Source organism: Flavobacterium sp. FlaQc-57 (genome assembly GCF_044007395.1).
In the GTDB taxonomy this organism is placed as follows: domain Bacteria; phylum Bacteroidota; class Bacteroidia; order Flavobacteriales; family Flavobacteriaceae; genus Flavobacterium.
In genome coordinates, this window is record NZ_JBIPDA010000003.1 from 125,027 (window position 1) to 147,804 (window position 22,778).

At 32.6% G+C, this 22,778-nt stretch carries 15 protein-coding genes; 13 read left to right on the top strand and 2 right to left on the bottom strand.

The window, feature by feature from the left end:
- Positions 1-53: 53 nt before the first annotated feature.
- Both ACHRVZ_RS11555 and ACHRVZ_RS11560 read right to left on the bottom strand, forming a co-directional pair.
- On the bottom strand, positions 54-704 hold the full coding sequence (locus ACHRVZ_RS11555; RefSeq protein ID WP_395422597.1) for a response regulator: 651 nt from the start codon (positions 702-704) through the stop codon (positions 54-56).
- Positions 705-775: 71 nt separating this feature from the next.
- A complete protein-coding gene (locus ACHRVZ_RS11560) occupies positions 776-2,470 on the bottom strand; it encodes a sensor histidine kinase (RefSeq protein WP_395422598.1) in 1,695 nt (564 codons plus the stop codon).
- 856 nt (positions 2,471-3,326) lie between these two features.
- Between ACHRVZ_RS11560 and ACHRVZ_RS11565 the strand changes: the two genes are divergently transcribed.
- The 13 genes from ACHRVZ_RS11565 (at position 3,327) to ACHRVZ_RS11625 (ending at position 22,526) form a co-directional block, all read left to right on the top strand.
- Positions 3,327-4,388 carry an exopolyphosphatase gene (locus ACHRVZ_RS11565; RefSeq protein WP_395422599.1) on the top strand — a complete coding sequence of 354 codons (1,062 nt, stop codon included), beginning with the start codon at positions 3,327-3,329 and terminating at the stop codon, positions 4,386-4,388.
- A 105-nt stretch (positions 4,389-4,493) separates the two neighbouring features.
- The gene (locus ACHRVZ_RS11570; protein ID WP_395422601.1) at positions 4,494-5,231 is read left to right on the top strand and encodes a LytR/AlgR family response regulator transcription factor; all 738 of its coding nucleotides are present in this window, start codon (positions 4,494-4,496) and stop codon (positions 5,229-5,231) included.
- Between the two features lie 406 nt (positions 5,232-5,637).
- A complete protein-coding gene (locus tag ACHRVZ_RS11575) occupies positions 5,638-5,991 on the top strand; it encodes a nuclear transport factor 2 family protein (RefSeq protein WP_395422602.1) in 354 nt (117 codons plus the stop codon).
- 623 nt (positions 5,992-6,614) lie between these two features.
- Positions 6,615-7,895 carry a glucose-1-phosphate adenylyltransferase gene (locus ACHRVZ_RS11580; protein WP_395422604.1) on the top strand — a complete coding sequence of 427 codons (1,281 nt, stop codon included), beginning with the start codon at positions 6,615-6,617 and terminating at the stop codon, positions 7,893-7,895.
- Between the two features lie 33 nt (positions 7,896-7,928).
- Positions 7,929-9,833, top strand: coding sequence for a 1,4-alpha-glucan branching protein GlgB (glgB, locus tag ACHRVZ_RS11585; protein WP_395422605.1), 1,905 nt, complete (start codon positions 7,929-7,931; stop codon positions 9,831-9,833).
- A gap of 116 nt (positions 9,834-9,949) precedes the next feature.
- Complete coding sequence (locus tag ACHRVZ_RS11590) at positions 9,950-12,349, top strand: glycoside hydrolase family 31 protein (protein ID WP_395422606.1); 2,400 nt, start codon at positions 9,950-9,952, stop codon at positions 12,347-12,349.
- A 289-nt stretch (positions 12,350-12,638) separates the two neighbouring features.
- Positions 12,639-13,301, top strand: a complete 663-nt coding sequence (locus tag ACHRVZ_RS11595; protein WP_395422607.1) for a hypothetical protein — start codon at positions 12,639-12,641, stop codon at positions 13,299-13,301.
- Between the two features lie 683 nt (positions 13,302-13,984).
- The gene (locus tag ACHRVZ_RS11600) at positions 13,985-17,239 is read left to right on the top strand and encodes a SusC/RagA family TonB-linked outer membrane protein (protein WP_395422608.1); all 3,255 of its coding nucleotides are present in this window, start codon (positions 13,985-13,987) and stop codon (positions 17,237-17,239) included.
- A gap of 2 nt (positions 17,240-17,241) precedes the next feature.
- The gene (locus tag ACHRVZ_RS11605) at positions 17,242-18,687 is read left to right on the top strand and encodes a SusD/RagB family nutrient-binding outer membrane lipoprotein (RefSeq protein WP_395422609.1); all 1,446 of its coding nucleotides are present in this window, start codon (positions 17,242-17,244) and stop codon (positions 18,685-18,687) included.
- 79 nt (positions 18,688-18,766) lie between these two features.
- A complete protein-coding gene (locus tag ACHRVZ_RS11610) occupies positions 18,767-19,273 on the top strand; it encodes a nuclear transport factor 2 family protein (protein ID WP_395422611.1) in 507 nt (168 codons plus the stop codon).
- A 79-nt stretch (positions 19,274-19,352) separates the two neighbouring features.
- Entirely contained in the window at positions 19,353-19,862 is a 510-nt protein-coding gene (locus ACHRVZ_RS11615) for a nuclear transport factor 2 family protein (RefSeq protein ID WP_395422613.1), read from the top strand.
- A 179-nt stretch (positions 19,863-20,041) separates the two neighbouring features.
- Entirely contained in the window at positions 20,042-20,491 is a 450-nt protein-coding gene (locus ACHRVZ_RS11620; protein WP_395422614.1) for a DUF1569 domain-containing protein, read from the top strand.
- 235 nt (positions 20,492-20,726) lie between these two features.
- On the top strand, positions 20,727-22,526 hold the full coding sequence (locus ACHRVZ_RS11625) for a family 10 glycosylhydrolase (RefSeq protein ID WP_395422615.1): 1,800 nt from the start codon (positions 20,727-20,729) through the stop codon (positions 22,524-22,526).
- Positions 22,527-22,778: the final 252 nt, after the last annotated feature.

Sequence of the window (22,778 nt, forward strand, 5' to 3'; positions counted from 1 at the left end):
TTTTGCAGAATAGGATTTAAAGTATTTGTTTGTCCAAATTTCTTTATCTTAAACTAGTTGCCCTCATCAGAAAATAACTGAAAAAGTTCGATTAAACTTGCTAGATTGTCTATTTGTAATTTTTCGAAAATTCTGTATTTATAGGTACTTACGGTTGTTTTTTTGACATTTAAAGTTTCTAGAATATGTAAGTTTCCATATCCTTTTATCAATAAGCGGGCGACTTCAAGTTCTCGATTCGACAAAAGATCTAAAGGATTTAATGGTTTTTTTGAGATGTACGAATCTAAAATTCTGTCTTTTACATTTGATGTTATGTATTTTCCGGACAAAATCATAGAGCCTATTGCATTTTTCATTTCACTCTCTGAACTTTCCTTACTTAGGTATCCGGACGCCCCTGCATTTAAATAACGCATGGCATAAATACTTTCATCATAGCCGGAAAACATTAAAATTTTCACTTTTGGCTGAATAGATCTAATTTCTTTTAAAATATTTAAACTGTTACCATCTGGAAAATGGATATCTAGAATTAGTAAATCAATTTTAGTGTCTCTAAGTACTTTAAAAGTGTCTTTGAAGTTTCCTGCATGATGAACGGTGGCATTCAAAAATAGCTCTTTTATAATTAGAGAGACACCCTGTCTTAATATGCTATGATCGTCGGCAATTAAAAATTGATAGTTATCTGATGATTTCATAGTGGTTAATTTTAATTAAATTGGCAAATGGTAATAACAATAAAAGGAAGCGGTTTTGATGAATTTAACTTTTATATTTGGCTCAATATCAGATTAAACGTGACCGTTGTGCCAGATCCTTCGACACTGAAAACATTGATGTCTCCATCATATAATTCAACTATTTCTTTGCAAAGATTTAATCCTAAACCAGCTCCCAGATCTTTAAGTTTTCGAGAAGACGTTCCTTGATAATAGGATTCAAATATTTTTTTCAAGTCATTATCATCAATTCCAATTCCATTATCATGAATTTCTACACTTAAATTCCTTTCATAGTCAGAAATGTCTTGTAAGTTAATGGTAATAGAAATGATACCTTTCTCTGTAAATTTATTGGCGTTCCCAATTAAATTATAAAACAGCTGATGAATTTTTGTGACATCAGAATAGACATCGCAATTTGAATCTATGTTGGAATTAATTTCTATTTTATTTCTTTTGAGTTCAAGCAATGGCGACATTGACGAAATAATTTGATGTATTTCGTTTTTTAAATTGAATTTTTTGCATTTTAAAGTAGGCTGATAATTTTGGCCTTTAGAATATTCTAAGATTTGATTGGCTAACAGAACTAACGAATTTGTTGTAAAGTGGATGGATTTAAATGTTTCTTTTAACTCCGGATCTTTCATAGAATAACTGATCTTTTTACTGTAAATAGAAATTATATTTAAAGGAGATCTGATTTCATGACTGATCATTCCCATAATCTTGTTTTTAAAATTTAAGCTCTGACGGATTCGCTCTTTCGCTTTTGTTATTTTTTTGTCATAATCAGAAGCCATTTGGGTGAAATTTGAAATCACGAGTGTTATAATGAACATTAAGAGTATCATCATTACAGCAGTATAATTTCTAAGTTTTACGCTCGATTTGTACTCATCGCGCATTTTGTTTTTTGTGTCAAGCTGTAAATTATTTAGTGTCACACTATAAGGAATCAATATCCCGGCAACTAATTTTAATAGCTTATTATTCAATTTGACGATTTCTTGATTTTGGCTTCGTAAGGTAAAAGAGCTTCTTTTAAGAGTATTGAATTCCGGCATCTTTTGAATGTCGATTTTTCCACCAATTGCATCGGTTAGTCTGGAAAAGAGACTTTTTTTAGAAATACTGTCAGCCAAAATAAAGAAATCATTTTTTTGGTTGTTCAGCGTTTTTTTAAATTCCACTTTTTGGAATTTTGAGCTTTCTGTTTTTTGATTTTTAGAAGGTTCTATTTGTAGCGCAATGATAGAATCAATAGTGGTCTCTACTGATGCAATTTTGTATTCTGATTCCTTTTTCTCACCCAATACATTTCCGAGAGCATGATCGTCCTGATACATCTTATTAACACGATTTATGGTGTTTTTAATATCAATTAAAGACGAAGTATATTCCTTTAATGAAATTTGTCGCTGATAGTTAATATAATCATTGAAAGATGTTTGTGAGCTAATAAATGAGTTATTCGCCTTATTAGTCATTTGTGATAATTCATTAATAGCATCTAAATTTTCAAAAGCCAATGAAACTTCGGTTTCCTTTATTGATTCAGTATACCAGAGAGCTGTAATGCTGATTTCTAATAATATAACAGTTGCTACTAATGTGTAATATATTTTCTTTCTATGTTTAAAGTTTAGCTTTTTTAAACGTGAAATGTTTCCTTTAAAATACCTTCTGTTCAAAATATAATTGTTTGATAAAATCATGGGCTTAGAAAATTCTATGCTCATACAATGTTATTAATAACGAAATAAAAGTAGTACAAATACTACACTTAAAATAAACGTAATTTTAGAATTTTATTTTTTTCGATATTATTTAAAATTTTCATTAATTTAATTACAGCAGCAATAAATATCAAAAAAATATTCTTTTTTTGATAAAAATCAATGTTGATCAAGCCAGCGCAAACATTAAAAGAGTTTAGGGAGGTCTTTTAGATTGCATAAAACAATTATACAGTTAAGTTGTAACTATAAAAAATTGATTTATTTAAAATACACTTGCTTTGTTTAGAATAATTTTAAGCAAATATAATGCGCATAAACTAGGCGGTGTGTAGAACATTAAGAACTTGAATTGTAGAACGTGTTCTACTAAAATAATGTTTTTTTGCTTTCTTAAAAACGATAGTAGACGTTTTTAATTGAATTGTCTTTCAGTAAATCCTGTAAACCAACTGAGTGTAATTTTAACATAAAAATATTTAATCAATATTCTGCATTAATTTTAGAGAGCACTATTTTTAAAATTTAAGTGTAGATGATTTAAATAGTGCGTTAATGATTCTTTTTTAGCTTCAATTTTTGTTTTTTTTTCAATTCTACCAAGGTATCTGCCAAGTAAAAAATGACTGAAGCAACATTTTGTTCAGACAATCTCTAAGGATTTTTTTACCCTGCATTTAAAAATGTAAATATAATTTACTTCAATCTTCTTATAAGCGTAAATAGAAATTTGTAACCCTTATAGAAGCATAGTGTAGAATGATTACTACGATTTGTCATTTACGGTACTACGATTTATTGATTTTAGCAAAATTACTTTTGTGATATTAAGTGAATTTTAAAATTATCGTTGCTAAAAATGAAAAAGAAAATATGTTATATGATATTCTTGCTGCTGTTTGCATTTACACTTCAGGGACAATCTCTTTACGGGGGAATTGAAATTGGAAGCAAAGGGGTGAAAATGTCTGTAATCGATGTTCAAAACGTTAAGAAGGGAATTTATGAAGTAAAAGAATTCTGGACAGAAAATACTGGTATAGTTGCAGGAATCTCTATCAATGGGAATTTATTTGAAAAAGACATCGATAGTACCAGTCAAGTTGTTTTAAAAAATTACAAAAAATTATTAGTTGACTATAAAGTGCCAAATGACAATATTTTTATAGTGGCTTCATCTGGAGTTGGAATGGCAAAAAATACAGATGTTTTAGTAAATAAAATCAAAGTATTAACAAATAAAGATTTAGATGTTATTTCGGCTTCATTAGAAGTGAAGCTGCTTTTAAAAGGTTGTATTCCTCCAAAGAGTTATAAAAATTCGATACTGCTTGATATTGGCGGAGGAAATACGAAAGGAGGTTACGTAGACGTCGTAAATGGGGGAAATATCTTTTTTCCGTTTTCTTTAGATATCGGAACAGTTACATTAACTGAAAAGATAATCAGGAAAAATAAAATCAAACCGTTATATGATTTTAACGAAATCAGTTTCGATTATCTGACAACTTTAAGGAATGATTTTGCTGCAATGTATGCCATGCGACCGGAATCCATGAAAAAAGATAATATTTATTTATCAGGAGGTGCAGCTTGGGCTTTGTATACTATTTTTAATGGAAAAGCGGCTGAAAATAATCTTAATGAAATTAAATATGAGGATGTGCTTTATACAAAATTTGTTATTGAAAATAATTTTGGCAAAGTTGTAAATGCAGCCATAACCAATAAAGACGTGCAAAAAGTACTGGAAACATATTCTCCAAAAAATCTTGTTTCGGCCGGTAATTTATTGGTCATAGCGCTGGAGGATATTCCGGATATAAAAAATAAAAAAATATTTTTTGCTAAGCAAGGGCAAATCGCCTGGCTGGTAAGTTACATTGTGGACAATTCAAAGGGAGTAAAACCTGTATATTAAAATTGTTCATGAGTTTTAGTAATTTTTATAGTTGATAGTCGTAGGTAGTTATTATCGAAATTCGAATCAAAGCATCAAGAATATAGTTTATTCAAAATAATAAGAATGTATAGAACAATAATTATAGATGGTGATCAAAAGTTAAGAGAGACACTGTTTTTAATGTTACAGAAAATGGTTCCATTTGAAGTAAATGTAGTTGGCTTTTCAGAAGGCATAAAAGATTCTATTGAATTAATCGAAAGTGTAAAGCCTGATTTAATCTTTATGGATATTTATCTTAAAGGAGGTACCAGTTTTGAAATACTGGAACAAATTAGTTTTAAAAAATTCCGCCTTATTTTTACAACAGCCTGCCAGCTTAATGCTATAAAGGCATTTAAATACAATGCATTAGATTATCTGTTAAAACCAATTAATCCATTAGATTTAAAAACTGCTGTAGATAGAATTATGGTTATGCAAAATAAATTTTTGGATCATTTCGTGACAAATGAGCAGAATGATCCTTTAATTAAACATACTGAACGTTTAATACTTCCTACACAGGAAATAACACATGTGGTAAAATTAACAGAAATAATACGTTGTGAAACATCGGGATCTTATACCACTTTTCACATAGCAGATGACAGGAGAATTATGGTTTCAAAACCACTTAAAGATTATGATGATATTCTTACACCACCAAACTTTGTCAGAGTGCATCAATCTCATACAGTAAATTTGAATTTTATCGTAAATTATTCTAAAGAAGGATATTTACAGCTGAAGGATAAGACTGTGATTCCGATTTCACAACGAAAAAAAGAAATTTTTCTTAAATGGATTAAGTTAAGGTAAAGAAGATTTTAAAAAAAAAACAGACGAATTCCAGCCTTAGTTTTCGAATACCAATTAAAAGTTGGCAGATACCAATTAGTGGTCAGTGTTCTTAAAGGTTTTTATTAGATTTACTTAAATGTTATTAGTATCAGTAATAGGTTTTATTAGTTATGCTTACACTTAGTTAATGCTAGATTGTTTTGAATTGGCTAAGAAAATCATGTTGTTAAAATGGATTAAATTGCTCATGGGTTTTAAATGTTATGAAGAAAATTTCAAGACCCATTTCAATTTGTGTGTGCTTATTACTGTTTTTGTGTTGCATCAGGCAGTTGATTCTTTGTTTTTAGGGAAACAAACATGAAGGTAGATTTTGGGATTTATCAACTGTCTGAGCAACATGAATTATTTTAAAAAAAGTATTATGACAGCTGCTCAAAAATTTGCCAGAGAATGGATAGAATCCTGGAATTCTCATGATTTAGAACTTATCATGAGTCATTATACCGAAGATATTGAAATTAGCACGCCAATGCTAAAGCTGACGACTGGAATCGAAAATGATTCTCTGAAAGGAAAACAGGCGGTAGCAAATTATTGGGAGAAAGCTTTAGCGAAATTTCCGGATTTGCATTTTGAACTCGTAGATGTTACACAAGGAGTTAGCTCAGTCGCTTTGTATTACAAATCTGTTATGGGTAAAAGGGCTGTTGAAGTTATGTTCTTCAACGATGAACATTTGGTAAATAAGATGATTACACTTTATACTGATTTATGATTAAAAACAGGCCTTAATTAAGGCTGTACAAGTTATTTATTTCAAATTAATTATAAAGCAATATGATAAGTTTTTCAATTTGAAAAACTCAGATTTAGTGCAGAATCAAAAGCCTTTATAGAATAAAGCTACATGTGTTTTCTATCTACTTCATGTCAAAAAAAAGCTTTATTAAACACATACAATTATTATGAATAGGTATAATTCGACTTCTATAGTAGATTAGAATATAAAGTCGCTTGCAATTTTGTCGGATTAAAGGACTTTTGCTTGTATTTACACTTCTTTTTTGATTGAGATTATTTGAATTTACATTGTCAATTTATTGGTTTTTAGTTGCTTATATAAGTGATTAAGTCTGAAGTTTACTTCCCATTTTTTTTACAAATAATTGTAATTTAACTTTAAGAGAAATTAAATTAATAATCTAAAAACCAAGACTGCACTAGAAAGAAAATTGCAGAGATACCTAATATTAAACTTTGATATCCTAATCAGATAAAATTGACTCAAAGAAATCATTCACCCGAATTAAAATTAAAAAGAACAAAATGAAAGCGGATCATTTATAGAAATGAGTCTGCTGGGAATATATAAAACTTTACAACCTAATAACCAAGAAAATGAAATTTAAAAAGAAAAATGTCGTTGCTATTATTTTAGGAGGAGGGCAGGGTTCCCGTTTATACCCATTAACTGAAACCAGATCAAAACCAGCCGTACCGATTGGAGGAAAATATCGATTAGTTGATATTCCTATTTCGAATTGTATTAATTCAGATATTTTTAAAATTTTTGTTCTGACGCAGTTTAATTCAGCATCTCTGAATGCGCATATCAAGAACACTTTCAATTTTAGTATTTTCAGTGAATCATTTGTTGATATTCTGGCAGCCGAACAGACGCCTGATAATCCAACTTGGTTTCAGGGAACTGCAGATGCTGTAAGGCAATGCATGTCGCATTTTCTAAAACATGAGTTCGACCATGCTTTAATTTTGTCAGGAGATCAATTGTATCAAATGGATTTTAACGAAATGTTAGAAGCTCATATTGCTGCTGATGCTGCTATTTCGATCGCAACTTTACCGGTAAACGCTAAAGACGCGCCTGAATTCGGAATTCTTAAAACCAATCATGAAAGCTGTATTGAAGCTTTTATTGAGAAACCTGATGCATCACTTTTGCCACAATGGGAATCTGAGGTTAGCGCACAAATGCAGGAAAAAGGTAAAAAGTATTTGGCTTCAATGGGAATTTATATTTTCAACAGACAATTATTAGAAGATTTAATGGCTAATCCGGATACAAAAGATTTCGGAAAAGAAATTATTCCTCAGGCAGTTGGAAAACATAAAATTCTGAGTTATCAATATGAAGGTTATTGGACGGATATTGGAAATATTGAATCATTTTTCGAAGCAAATATTGGATTAACTGCTGATATTCCTGAGTTTAATTTATTTGATAATGAGAATAAAATTTTTACAAGACCAAGATTATTGCCTCCATCAAAATTTAGGAATTCAAATGTAAATCAATCCTTAATTTCTGAAGGCTCAATTATCAATGCCAAAGAAATTAAAAATTCTGTAATTGGTATTCGCTCCAGAATTGGTGAAGGAACTGTTCTTGAAAACTGTTATGTAATTGGGAACGATTTTTATCAGGATTTAGAAGAATTGAATCATGAAGCAAGTATTAATAAAATTCATGTTGGAATAGGTGAAAACTGTTTTATTAAAAATGCTCTGGTTGATAAAAATGTACGAATTGGAAACAATGTACATATCAACGGAGGAAAGCATCTTGAGAATTTCACTAACGAATTATACAGTATAAAAGACGGTATTGTTGTGATTAAAAAAGGGGTTCTTTTATCTGATAATTTCAGAATTGAATAAACTAAAAAATATTTTTTACCATAAAAAGCGAATATGTCTAAAGTAATCACGCATTCCCTATTTACTGATTTTGATATTGATTTATTCAAAGCGGGAAAACATTTCAAATTATACGAAAAATTAGGAGCGCATTTAGTTGAAGTTAACGGAATAAAAGGTGTTTATTTTGCGGTTTGGGCTCCAACTGCAAAGTCAGTTTCTGTTGTAGGCGATTTTAATTATTGGACACAAGGAGAGCATCAATTAGAAGTTCGTTGGGATTCTTCGGGCATTTGGGAAGGTTTTCTTCCGGGTCTTGAAAAAGGAGCATTGTATAAATATACAATAGCGTCTAATATTGATGGGATTGTAACTGAAAAAGCAGATCCATTTGCTTTGTATTGTGAAAATCCGCCACATACAGCCTCTGTAGTTTGGGATTTAGATTATAAGTGGAAAGACAAGAAATGGATGCAAAAGCGTCAGGGTCATAATGCTTTAGACAAGCCTTATTCCGTTTACGAAGTGCATTTGGGTTCCTGGAAACGAGGTGAAAACAATCGTTTTTTGACTTATTTGGAATTAGCAGATGACTTAGTAAATTATGTAAAAGAAACCGGTTTTACGCATGTAGAATTTATGCCTGTCATGGAATATCCTTATGATCCTTCATGGGGATATCAATTGACAGGCTATTTTGCGCCAACTTCTCGTTTTGGAAAACCGCAAGATTTTATGGTTTTAGTTGATAAACTGCATCAGGCTGGTATTGGAGTAATTTTAGACTGGGTTCCATCACATTTTCCTGATGACGCGCACGGTTTAGGCTATTTTGATGGTTCACATTTGTATGAACATCCAGATCGCAGAAAAGGTTATCATCCGGACTGGAAAAGTTTGGTTTTTAATTATGGACGTAATGAAGTTCGAGCTTTCCTGATCAGTAATGCTGTTTTTTGGCTTCAGCATTATCACGTCGACGGATTAAGAGTTGATGCCGTAGCTTCGATGTTATATCTCGATTATTCGAGAGAAGAAGGCGAGTGGGAACCTAATATTTATGGCGGAAGAGAAAATCTGGATACCATAAGTTTTCTTAAAGAATTCAATGAAGTTATTTATGCTAGTTTTGAAGGAGTTCAGACTATTGCTGAAGAGAGTACTTCATTTCCAATGGTTTCAAGACCTACTTTTACAGGTGGTTTAGGATTTGGAATGAAATGGATGATGGGCTGGATGCACGACACTTTAAAATACTTTCATAGAGAAACCGTTTATCGCAAGCACCATCAAAATGATTTGACTTTTTCAATGACTTATGCCTTTACGGAAAATTTTATGCTTCCGATTTCGCATGATGAAGTCGTTTATGGAAAAAAATCAATTGCCAATAAAATGCCCGGTGACGAATGGCAGAAATTTGCAAATTTGAGATTGTTGTACGGTTATATGTTTACACACCCGGGAACAAAACTCTTATTTATGGGGTCTGAATTTGGACAAAGTGATGAATGGAATTTTGACAAAAGTTTAGATTGGCATTTATTGCAATACGATTATCATTCCGGAGTAAAAAAACTAATTACAGATCTGAACCATTTGTATAGATCACGTCCGGCATTGCACGAAAAACAATTTACAGATGAAGGTTTCGAATGGATTAACTATTCGGATCATCAAAATGCTGTTTTATCTTATATCCGAAAAGGGAGTAACCCGAAGAAGAACCTTGTAATTGTCTGTAATTTTACTCAGATAGTAAGAGAAAACTATCGAATTGGCCTACCTCAAAAAGGAAAATTACAAGAAATTTTTAATAGTGACGCAAAGGTTTATGGAGGTAGTGGAATTGGAAATTTTAAACTAATTAAAATTGAATCTACACCTTATGACGGCAGAGAATATTCTGCCGAATTAATTTTAGCTCCATTGAGTGTCGCCATTTTTTCTTTTGGCTAAAATTGAAATTTTAATTTATTCAGCACCATTTTATTAGAAGTATATATAAACTATTTTCAATATTAAATCCATTTGTATTGAAATACATTAAGAGTTAAAATAATTAATATTACAACATGATTACAAACACATCATTAGAATATAAAGGCAATTTATATCCATCAAAAATCGTCAAACATGAGCAAGCAGGCGATTCTATTTTTTTTCACACTGACAACAATGTAATTTTAAAAGTTACTGTTTTAAGAGATAGTTTAATCCGATTTCGTTTTACTGCAAAAGGGTATTTTAGCAATGACTTTTCATATGCAATTGATAAAAAGCAGCTTCACGGCTATAATTTTTTAGAACTTACTGAAGAAGATACTTATTTCCTTATTAGAACAAGTAAAGTAAAATGTAAAATTCAAAAAGCTGATCTTCGTTTGTCGATTTACGATTTAAATGATCTTTTAATTCTTGAAGATGAACTTGGATTTCATTGGGAAGAAAGTTATGAATTTGGGGGGAATATTGTAAAAATGAGTAAATCCTCTAAAGATGGAGAATGTTTTTACGGTTTAGGCGATAAGGCTACCCAAATGAATTTAAAAGGCAAAAGGGTAGAGAATTTTGCTACCGACCAATATGCGTTTCAAAAAGATCAGGAACCTTTGTATAAAGTTGTTCCTTTTTATATTGGTTTGCACAACAAACAATCCTATGGGATTTTCTTTGATAATACGTTCAGAAATTTCTTTGACTTTTGTCAGGAAAGAAGAAACGTTACCAGTTTTTGGGCAGAAGGTGGCGAAATGAATTATTACTTCATTTACGGCCCACAAATGCAGGATGTGGTAACAACTTATACAGATTTGACCGGAAAGCCGGAATTACCGCCATTATGGGCTTTAGGATACCATCAATGTAAATGGAGTTATTATCCGGAGAGTAAAGTAAAAGAAATTACATCAAAATTTAGAGAGCTAAAAATTCCGTGTGATGCCATTTATCTGGATATCGATTATATGGAAGGTTTTCGATGTTTCACTTGGAACAAAGAATATTTTCCTGATCCAAAAAGAATGGTGGCTGAATTAGCCGAAGATGGTTTTAAGACTATTGTAATTATTGATCCCGGAATTAAAATCGACAATGATTACTGGGTTTATAAAGAAGCCTTAGAAAAAGATTATTTCTGTAAAAGAGCTGACGGACCTTATATGAAAGGGAAAGTTTGGCCGGGCGAATGTAATTTTCCGGATTATACAAATCCTGCTGTAAGGGAATGGTGGGCAGGATTATTTAAAGAATTAATTTCAGATATAGGAGTTAAAGGTGTTTGGAATGATATGAACGAACCAGCAGTTATGGAGGTTCCAAATAAAACTTTCCCGATGGATGTTCGCCATGATTATGATGGAAATCCTTGTAGTCACAGAAAAGCGCATAACATTTACGGTACGCAAATGGCGCGAGCTACTTATCATGGAGTAAAGCGTTTTGCTTATCCAAAACGTCCATTCGTAATCACAAGATCGGCTTATTCGGGCGCACAACGTTATACATCGTCTTGGACAGGTGATAATGTGGCAACCTGGGAACATTTGTGGATTGCTAATATCCAGGCACAAAGAATGTCAATTTCCGGAATGGGATTCACAGGTTCTGATATTGGTGGTTTTGCAGAGCAGCCAACAGGAGAATTATATGCACGTTGGATTCAGTTAGGAGTTTTTCATCCGTTTTGCAGAACGCATTCATCTGGAGATCACGGCAATCAGGAACCTTGGGCTTTTGATGGAGAAGTGATCGATATTACCAGAAAATTTGTTAGTCTTCGTTACCAATTATTACCGTATTTATACACGATGTTTTGGCAATATATTGAAGAAGGAATTCCAATGCTAAAACCATTAGTTTATTACGATCAGGATGATACACAAACACATTATTGTAATGACGAATTTATCTTTGGAAATCAAATTTTGGTTTGTCCAATTCTTGAGCCGAATGCAACAGGTAGACGTATGTATATCCCAAGAGGAGAATGGTATAACTACTGGACAAATGAATTTTTAACAGGAGGAAGAGAGGCATGGATTGATACTAAATTCGACGAAATTCCGGTTTTTGTAAAAGCGGGAGCTATAATTCCAAAATATCCTGTGCAACAATATGTTGGAGAATTGGAATTTGACGAATTAACACTTGATTTGTATTTTAAAAACGGGAAAGAAAAGTCGGTAGTTTATGAAGATGCTCAAGATGGTTATGACTATAAAAAAGGGCGTTACAGTTTTTTATCGTTTAGAACTATCGGAAAAGATAAAGAATTGATTGTACAGCTTCATAAAGAAGGAAAATACGATACTCCGTATACCAAGTATAAAATTAATTTAATTGGATTGCCTTTTAAAGTGACTGAAATAGAGATTGATAACGAAAAAATTGAATTCGATATAGTTGCTTTTAATGAAAATCTTTTCTTAATCGTTGATAAAGAATTTACTGATCTGCATATCAGCGGAGAATAATAACTTCTATTTATTGTAGAAAAAGGGGCAGTCCAAAATCATTTTTAGGACTGCTTCTTTGTTTTTCGAATTGCGAATACCAACTCAGATCATGCAGATACCAATTAATAGTTAATAGCGCTTAATCCTGTTTCTATTTTTACTCAAAATTTATATAATTATGAGCAATAAAAACCACTTCTTTTAATTGGTAAATTCTTTGAAAATAAATTTGAATTTATCAAATAATGACTACGAATAATGATTACGCAGTTTTTAGGTCTTTATAAAAATCACATAAAGTAATGCTATGATAATTACAACAATAAGTAATAAAGTTAATAAAACAGAACCGCTAGGAGAGGGACATCTTTGCCCATACTGTAAAAATGAAAATCAACTTGTGGTTACTTGGGTACAGCCTCAGATTTCAAATTTGGGATTTCAAATGCTTTTAAAGAAAAATGTGCCTTTGATAAATTGTGATTATTGCGGCAAATGGATAAAATACAAGAGTTTAAGTACACATACTAAAGAAGTCTTGGAAATGCAAAAAAAAGCTATACCTGTATCTTTCAAGCTAAAGCCTACAGTGTTTTTTTTACTGCTCACCACTTTTTTGGCAGGTATTTTTATTTACTTCAAAGTTATTGAACCTTACTTTAAACAAGCTGAAACTGCTAATATTCGTAAGGGAACTAAGTTGTGGGTTAGTGATTTTGATATTCGTACCGCAAATAAAACTTCAACATGGTATTTGGTAAGTCGAATAAATGGCGATACTGTAGTTCTAAAACGTCATAAAATAATAAGTGATAAAGATTTGCCGGATGATTTACCAACCACTGAAGACCAGTTTTTAGCTTCTGAATATAAAGTGTCGTTAAAATACTTGCAATCAGAGCGTAGACTAGTTGGTTTGGTTCCGGAAATACTAGATGCTTCAGGAAGAATTGAAAGCATCCAGCCATAAAAGTATTTAAAATCACTTTTAAACGTTTTCTTCTACCTCCAAATTTTGTAAAAGTTCATCAACTCATGTACTATAAATTTCAGTTTTAGATCATTATTTATCAAAGGAATCTGCAAATAAAAAACAGAGGTATTATTCCAATTTCGCCATGAAAAAAGGAAGAGTTTTTTTTTGATGACTTAGAAGAAACTAAAAATTAAAATAGTTCAGATTTTACAAATTGGCTCATAATGGATCGAATATCAATTCAAAATGCTCGAATACCAATTTGCAGAAAATATTTTTCATTTTAGTTGTTATTTTTGGTTAACCTCATCTATTTTTTTAGTTGTTTTTAGTACACATAATGGAAAAAAACATTCAGTTAAATCAAATTCTTTCGTTACAATTGACTTACAGTTTTAGAGTAAAAGTGATCACGGTTGTTCAATTTAAACCAAGTGTTCCATTTTGAAATAAAACTATTTTGCTCATGATCATATTAAAATAGATCTGCTTTAAAATTTCACAAATTAGGCAATCATTTAAACTGAGCATAAATGGTCTTTGACTTAGGAACAAAGTGATTAATGGATCTGATTTTTATCTAATAAGTTACTGATTACGTTATATTTTACATTTGCGACAACTAGAGATTTTGTTGAGTATTTTTTTGTAATAACCAATTAACCTAACCATTAATTATGACAATAAAACAATTCAACCACATCTTCATTCTGCTTTTCCTTGGAGTGCAACTTGCTTTTGCACAAGAGAGGTCAGTATCTGGTATTGTTACTGACAATGCCGGATTACCTTTGCCGGGAGTAAGCGTACTTGTGAAAGGGACCAAGACTGCAACACAAACAGATTTTAATGGGAAATATTCCATTCAAGCGAGTCCAAATCAAGTTTTAGTTTTCAATTATATTGGTGTAATACCTCAAGAAATACCTGCAAGTTCTGAGACCGTAAATGCAAAATTAATTTCTAGTACCACACAGCTAGATAATGTGGTGGTGACGGCTTTAGGCATAAAAAGAGAAAAAAAATCACTCGGTTATGCCACACAAGAAGTCAAAGGAGCCGACCTGACATCTGGAGCGCCAAGCGGAAATTTCTTAAACGAACTTTCAGGAAGAGCTGCAGGGGTTCAAATTAAAAGAAACAACAATTTTGGAGGTTCTACAAATATAGTTTCAAGAGGAGTCAAAAGTCTTACGGGTAATAATCAAATGCTTATTGTTGTTGATGGTATGCCTATCAATAATTCAAATATTAACTCAAGTACTGCTAGTCAGACAGAGGGACGAGGAGGCTATGATTACGGAAACGCCGCCGCCGATATAAACCCGGACGATATTGAAAATGTAAATATCTTAAAAGGTGCAGCCGCTGCCGCTTTATACGGATGGCAAGCCGGAAATGGTGTGGTGGTAATTACGACCAAAAAAGGAAAGTCTAAAAAAGGAATGGGAATTACTATTTCCAGTGAAGTAGTTGTTGGATTTATTGACAAATCTACTTTTACAAATCATCAATCTAAATACGGTGCCGGTGATGTTGGACCAGGTTCATTCTTATCTATGGACGTCAATGGAGATGGAATAAATGATACTGTTGCACCAACTAGCAGCGAAGCCTCTTTTGGAGCAGCTTTTGATCCAAATTTAATGGTTTATCAATGGAATGCCTTTACGCCTTATTCTGATAATTTCGGAAAAGCAACACCGTGGGTCAATGCTAAAAATGGTCCAATTACTTTCTTTGAAACGCCAGTTTCCTATAATAATTCATTTTCTATTGAAGACGGAAATGAAAAATCAAGTTTTACATTAAACTACAACAATTTTCAACAAGAAGGTTTATTGCCAAACAGTCATATGATGAAAAACAGTATTAGTGCAAAAATTACGCACCAGTTTACGGATAAATTATCTGTAACAGCTTTTTCTAGTTATACCAGAAATTCTACTGTAGGAAGAAATGATACGACTTGGGGAGACAATGTAGTTTATGGATTTAGAGATTGGTGGCAAACTAATGTTGATATTAAAGAATTAAAACAAGTTTACGAGCGCTCCGGCGGCCAGAATATAACTTGGAATATGAATGCTCCACCAAACGACTTGAGCACTTATTCGCAGGAGAACCCTTATTTCAAAAGATATAAAAGCTATCAATCTGACTCGAGAAATCGTTTTTTAGGTTACGCCAAATTAGATTATAAAATAGCAGATTGGATGACTTTATCCGGAAAAATATCTACCGACTCCTATGCTGAACTGCGCGAGGAAAGAAAAGCCGTGGGTTCTGTAGCTTCCCGTTTTGGTCTCAATAGATTAAGTGAAACATCAGGTTATCAAGTGTATGACGGGAATTTTTCAGAGCAAAACTATGAATTAATTGCCTCATTCAGGAAAAACATAAGTGAAGATATTTCGTTTAATGGATTGGTTGGAGGAAATGTTTTAAGAACAAGTTTAGTATCATCATTGGCCTCTACACAAGGTGGATTAATCGTTCCGGGATTATATAGCTTAACAAACTCTGTAGCTTCACCGCCGGCAGCAAGACGTAAAAATGACAGTTCAGGAGTAAACAGTGTTTATGCTTCTACCTCTTTTGGTTATAAAGATTTTGCATTCTTAGAAGGAACAGTAAGAAGAGATGCGTTCTCTACCTTGCCTGCAAACAATAACGCATTAGCGACTTATTCTGTTTCCGCTAGTTATGTTTTTACTAAACACATAAACCAACCTTGGTTGTCATTTGGTAAATTAAGAGCTAGTTATGCTGAAAATCCACAAGGAAATATCGACTTACATTCATTATCTGATACCTACGTGAAGTCTGATCCTTGGGGAACAAATCAATTATTTTCACTTCCGGCAACAAAAAATAATTCTGACTTGCGTCCTGTAAAAACAGCAACAGATGAATTAGGTTTAGAGATGCAATTTCTTGACCGCAGAGTTGGTTTTGATGTGAGTGTATATAAAAGTTTGAGTTCAGATCAAATTTTTCCGGTAGCTTTTTCAACCGCAACAGGTTTCGCATCTAAATATATTAACGCAGGTTCAGTTGAAAACAAAGGGATAGAACTTCAATTTAACTTTACGCCTGTAAAAACCACCGATTTTGCCTGGGACATATTTGTGAACTGGTCTAAAAATGTGAACACCGTTGTAAGTTTATCTAACGGAATAGACAACTTGCAAATTGGAGCTTTCGTAGGGGGAATCACTATAAATGCCGAAGTAGGGCAACCTTACGGAACTATAAAAGGAACAGACTTTCAATATTTGAACGGCAAAAAATTGATTGATGCTAACGGTGCTTACGTGCTAAATGGCTCTACCAATAATGTAATTGGAAATGTTACGCCGGATTATGTTGGTGGTCTTAGAAATAAATTTTCTTACAAACAATGGACTTTAGGTTTCTTGATTGACTTTCAACACGGAGGTGACTTGTACTCAATGGATCAGGAATATGGTCAGACTACAGGATTAACGCAGTATTCAGCTGGTACAAATGACTTAGGAAACCCAATTAGAAATCCCGTTACCGGAAGTAAAAACGATGGTGGAGTAATACTTGATGGGGTACAAGCAGACGGTTCAAAAAATACGGTTAGAACTCAAAGCCAATCCTATTGGAGCAACATTGATGGTTTCTTTGTAGAGCCGCATAAAGCATTTATTTATGATGCTTCATTTGTAAAACTTAGAGAAGCCAATATTACTTATGCTTTTCCAACAAAATTAGTGTCAAAGATGAATCTTACCGCTATGACATTCAGTTTAATTGGATCGAACTTATGGATTATAAGCAAAAATCTACCAGATGCAGATCCTGAAAGTGGTTTAGGATCAGGAAATTTAGCTTCGGCAAATTCATTGGCACCACTTCCTACAACTAGAAATATCGGATTCAACATAACCGTTAAATTTTAAAAATGAGAAAAATAATATACCCACTTATGTTCATAACAATGATATCGTGCTCAGACAATATCACTGACATGAATGAAGATATCATAAATCCACAGTCCACAAAACCTCAATATTTGTTTACAAATGCAGAAAAAGCATTAGTAGATCAAATGGTAAATCCCGGAATCTACAATAATGTTTTTCGTTTATTTGCGCAACAATGGTCGGAAACACAATGGATTTTTGAAAGTCAGTACAATACAACATTCGGAAAAATTTCAGATGTTCATTTTAGTATTCTAAACAGGGATGTAATTGCCAATTTAAAGCAATCTCGTAATTTACTGGATTTAGAAACAGCAGTCACACCAACCGAAATAGCAACTTTAAAGAATAAAAAAGCTATAATAGATATATTAATAGCGTACTCTTTTAGTCAGATGGTTGATACTTATGGAGATATACCTTATAGTGAGGCGCAGGATATCACTAATTTTCCATTACCAAAATATGATGATGCCCAAACAATCTATAGAGATTTAATTTTGAAATTGACTAATGCCTCTAATGTATTAAAAGATGGAGGAACTAGTTTTGGAGATGCTGATTTAGTTTATCAGGGTAATGTCTTAAAATGGAGAAAATTTGCCAACTCGTTAAAACTAAGAATGTCCTTAAATATGGCAGATATTAATGCTGTTGATGCAAAAAGATGGACAACTGAAGCAATCGCTGGCGGAGTAATTAGCGGTAATGATGAAAATTTTAACTTGAATTATTTATCATTGCAGCCCAATGCAAATCCTCTTTATGGTTTAGCAAATAGCAGCTACAAAGATTACTTCATTCCCTCAAACACGCTAGTGGACAAAATGAACGATCTTGCCGATCCAAGAAGATCAAAGTTTTATACTACAGCCCCAGACGGAACTTATAAAGGAGGAATATACGGAGAGACCAATCTTTTCTCCAGTTTTTCTCATGTAACACCAACGATAAGCGAACCTACATTTCCGGGTACTTTATTTGATTATTCAGAAACAGAATTTTTATTAGCAGAAGCTGCAGCAAGAACTTTTATTACGGATAGTCCTGAAACGCACTACGTGAAAGCTATTAGTGCCTCAATGGCAAACTGGGGTATTACAGATGCTACTGTTATATCGGCCTATTTAGCACAGCCAAAAGTAGCGTATGCAACTGCAACAGGAACATGGGAACAAAAAATTGGAGAACAAGCCTGGATTGCCCTATACAACAGAGGTTTTGAAGGATGGACCTCATACCGAAGATTGGATTTTCCAGCTTTAAAACCACCAGCTAAAACTTATTTGAATATAAATACAGTACCAAAAAGATACATGTATCCTGGAATTGAAGAAACTTTAAATACAAAAAACAATACAGCAGCAAGTGTCGCAATAGGAGGAAACTCTATGGCTACCAAGGTTTTCTGGGATAAGAAGTAATTTAATGTTCTACGGCATCGCTGGTGTCTCTTTAACTTTTAATTGAAAACTACTGACCTAAACATAATCTTTGATACATATGAAAAATATTTTTAAAGTTTTCGGAGCCTTATTGCTGCTCAGTTTTAACTCTTTGAAACAGGATGAAAATAAGGAAAAACAACAGATAAATGCCACTATCGATTCTTGGCATATTGCTGCAGCAACAGCGAATTACAATGCGTATTTCGATTTGATGACGCCCGATGCTATTTTCATTGGTACCGACGCAACGGAAAATTGGAACAGAAAAGATTTTGAAGTATTTGCAAAACCAAGATTTGATTCTCACAATGCTTGGAAGATGAAAGCAGTGGAGCGACATGTTTTTTTGGATCCAACAGGAAAAGTGGCTTGGTTTGATGAGCTTTTAAAAACCCGCTTTAGAATATGCAGAGGCTCAGGAGTACTGGTAAAAGTTGGAAGAAACTGGAAAATAAAACATTATGTTTTATCCTTAACCATTCCAGACGATGTGACAGATGAAATTGTAAAAATAAAAGCACCAATTGAGGATGTGATTTTGCAGAAATTTGAAAAACAATAAAAAATTGATTTAAATAATAGGATTATAAAGCACTGAAATAGTTGTGTAAATAAATGATTCAAATTCACTTTAAATAAAAATGAAAAACCTATTGATTACCCTCGCATTATTGATGCTTGTTAGTTTTGATTCCTTAAACGGCGACCCAATTAAAGAAGAACAAATTGTAAATGCTACTCTTGATGCTTGGCATAAAGCAGCAGGAGAAGCGCACTACGCTGCTTATTTTGATATGATGACCAATGATGCAGTTTTTATTGGTACTGACGCGAATGAATATTGGAGAAAAGAAGAATTTAAAGAATTTTCCAGACCTTATTTCGATAAAGGAAAAGCTTGGAATTTTACTCCCGTAGAACGCCATGTCTTTTTTGATAAAACTTTTGAGACTGCATGGTTTGATGAATTATTAAGCACCCAAATGAAAATCTGTAGAGGCTCTGGCGTTTTAGTGAAAATAGATGGAAGATGGAAAATAAAACATTATGTCCTCTCCATGACTATTCCTAACGATGTCTCTGGACCAATCATAAAACTAAAGACACCAATTGAAGATAGTATAATAAATAAATTTCAGCTGAAAAAATAGATTTGAACTAATGTAAATTTTTCAAAAGAAAATTGCGATGACAGTTTGAGAACGTGATGTTCAAAAACGTTGGTGATTTATCTTTTGAAAAATTTTTTTGGTTATCGCCCAACTGTAAAGTTTAATGCTTTCATTTCCAGGTATAGCATACAGTTGTTTAACAAAATGATAGATAAAAAATGAATAATTTATACAACCAGGCAGACGTAAACGCAATAATAAAAAGGTTAGAAAACCTTCAGTTAAATTCGGAGAGACAATGGGGAAAAATGGATGTGGCTCAAATGTTAGCCCACTTAAATATGGCACTTGAAACGGCAATGGCAATGAACTTCCCAAAAAGAATGTTTATTGGAAAAATCATGGGATGGGCGTTTAAAAGAAAATTTTTAAATGATAAGCCAATGGCTAAAAATTCGCCGACAGACAAAAATTATATTTTTTTGGACAAAAAAGAATTCGAAAAAGAAAAAGGTAAAGCCATCCAGCTTGTTAGAAAATTTTATAGAGATGGACCGGAAAAATGCACAAAACATCCGCACTCATTTTTTGGAAATTTTACAACAGATGAATGGGCAATTTTGCAGTGGAAACATTTTGATCATCACTTAAGACAATTTGGAGCATAAAATGAACTATTTATTAGTCTTTTTTTAGTACAAAGATAATTATTGTGATAATATTCGTTTTTGAACTACAACCTCCTTTTCTAGTATTACCGCATAAATTTGCGTAAACAAGTTGTTAATATTGCGTTTTTTTGCGTTATTCAGTTTTTATATTTAAAAAAAATGCATAAAAACGTATTTATTAAAAGTATTATGTTATTTTTGTGTTAAACAACCACTTAAAAACCAACTAACTATGAAAAAAAATTACGCACTTATTTTACTTTTTTTTATTGGAGTATTAACCAACAGTACGGCCCAGTGTACAATGGATGCCGAGTTTAGTAAAAGCAATCCAAAACGTGATTTGAGAGGAGTTTTTTTAGCCTCAGTTTACAACTTAAATTGGCCTACAAATCGATTGGCCACACCAGCAGTTCAGCAAGCAGAATTAATTGCTATTTTAGACAATGTAAAAGCAAATGGCTACAATACAGTTTTTTTTCAAGTTCGTTCAGAGTGTGATGCCTTATATATCTCAAGTATTGAACCTTGGGGATATTATTTGACAGGAACGCAAGGTTTGGCGCCAAATCCTTTATGGGATCCATTGTCATTTGTTATAACCGAAGCGCATAAAAGAGGGCTCGATTTACATGCTTGGCTAAATCCATATCGAGCAAAAACAACCTCTGCATACACTACTTCTGCCAATCATATTACGGTAACACAACCCACTTGGTGGTTTACATCATCGGTTGATTCGCAAAAAATATTAAATCCCGGCTTACCCGCAGTAAAAAATTATATCATAAGTATTGTGCAAGATATTGCGACACGATATGATGTTGATGGAATTCATTTTGATGATTATTTCTATCCTAATGGTGGAATGACTACGAACCAAGATGCTCAAACCTACATTGACAATAATCCAAATAACATCGCGACAATTGCAGATTGGAGAAGAGATAACGTAAACCAGATGATTGCGGGAACTTATGATGCGATACAGGTTATAAATACTAATTTAAATAAAAACATCGTTTTTGGTGTTAGTCCTGCAGGAATTTGGAAAAGTGGAATACCTGCCGGAATTTCTGGAAATTCAGCATTTTCGGCTCTTTATTGTGATGCAACAGCATGGTTGAACTCAGGCAAGGTAGATTATTTGGCACCTCAATTGTATTGGAAAATTACCGGAGCTCAAGATTATGTGGCGCTGTCAAAATGGTGGAATGATCAAGCCAAAGCTAGTGGTAAACAATTGTATATTAGTCAAGCTTACTACAAAATGACTGATACAAATAATTGGGCAGCAACTGAAATACAAAATCAATTTATTCAAAATAGAGCCACATCAATGGATGCTACTTTTGGACAAATAGCATACAATTACGCTAGTATAAAAAGCAATTCGAAAACGATTAATGATGTTTTAAATAGCAATCAATACAAATACAAATCATTTGCTCCACCAATTGCAGGTAAAGATGCTATCTGCCCTAATGCTCCTGAAAACATTCGATTTGTCAATTTAGCACTAACATGGGATACTCCAGCCGTAGCTTCAGATGGCGATTTACCTGTAAAATATGTTGTCTATGCTTTTAATAACGCTGCAGAGGCCATAACGAATAAAGATGATGGTTCCAAGATAATAGATATTGTTGTGGGAAATGAATTGGTTGTTTCGCAAGCCTTAAAAGACACAAAGTATTTTGTAGTGACTTCATTGGATAAAAATAATAATGAAGCAGGAAATTTCAATGCTACTTTAGGTAATCCGGATTTTGATTTCATGATAAATAAATCATACATGGTTTACTCAAACCCATTTAACAATCACTTTGAGATTGAGTTTCAAAATGCTTATTCCGATAATGTAAAAGTGTCTATTTTTGATGCAACCGGAAAACAAGTTCTGGAACAAGATTATGCTATCGCAAATTCTAAAATATCGGTAACCCCAACAAATATCCCTAGTGGAATTTATTTTGTAAAGATTAGTTTTGAAAATGGAGCTAGTGAAAGTTTTAAAATAATTAAACAGTAATAACAAAATTTAAGAAAATTAGCATTAATAAAAGAACTTCTCTTTTATTAATGCTAATAGTTGTTAAGTTACTGTTTTATAAAAAAAGATTTGGGTAATGCATCCATAACGAGGTTTTATTTTTCAATTATATGCAGGCTTATTCCTTTGACGAGTATATTTATTTTGGATTTTCTTCTTATTAAATGGAGTGTGTTATGTAGTATAATACAAAAATATTTTTTTGCATGTTGTTTATGACTAAATTATGAA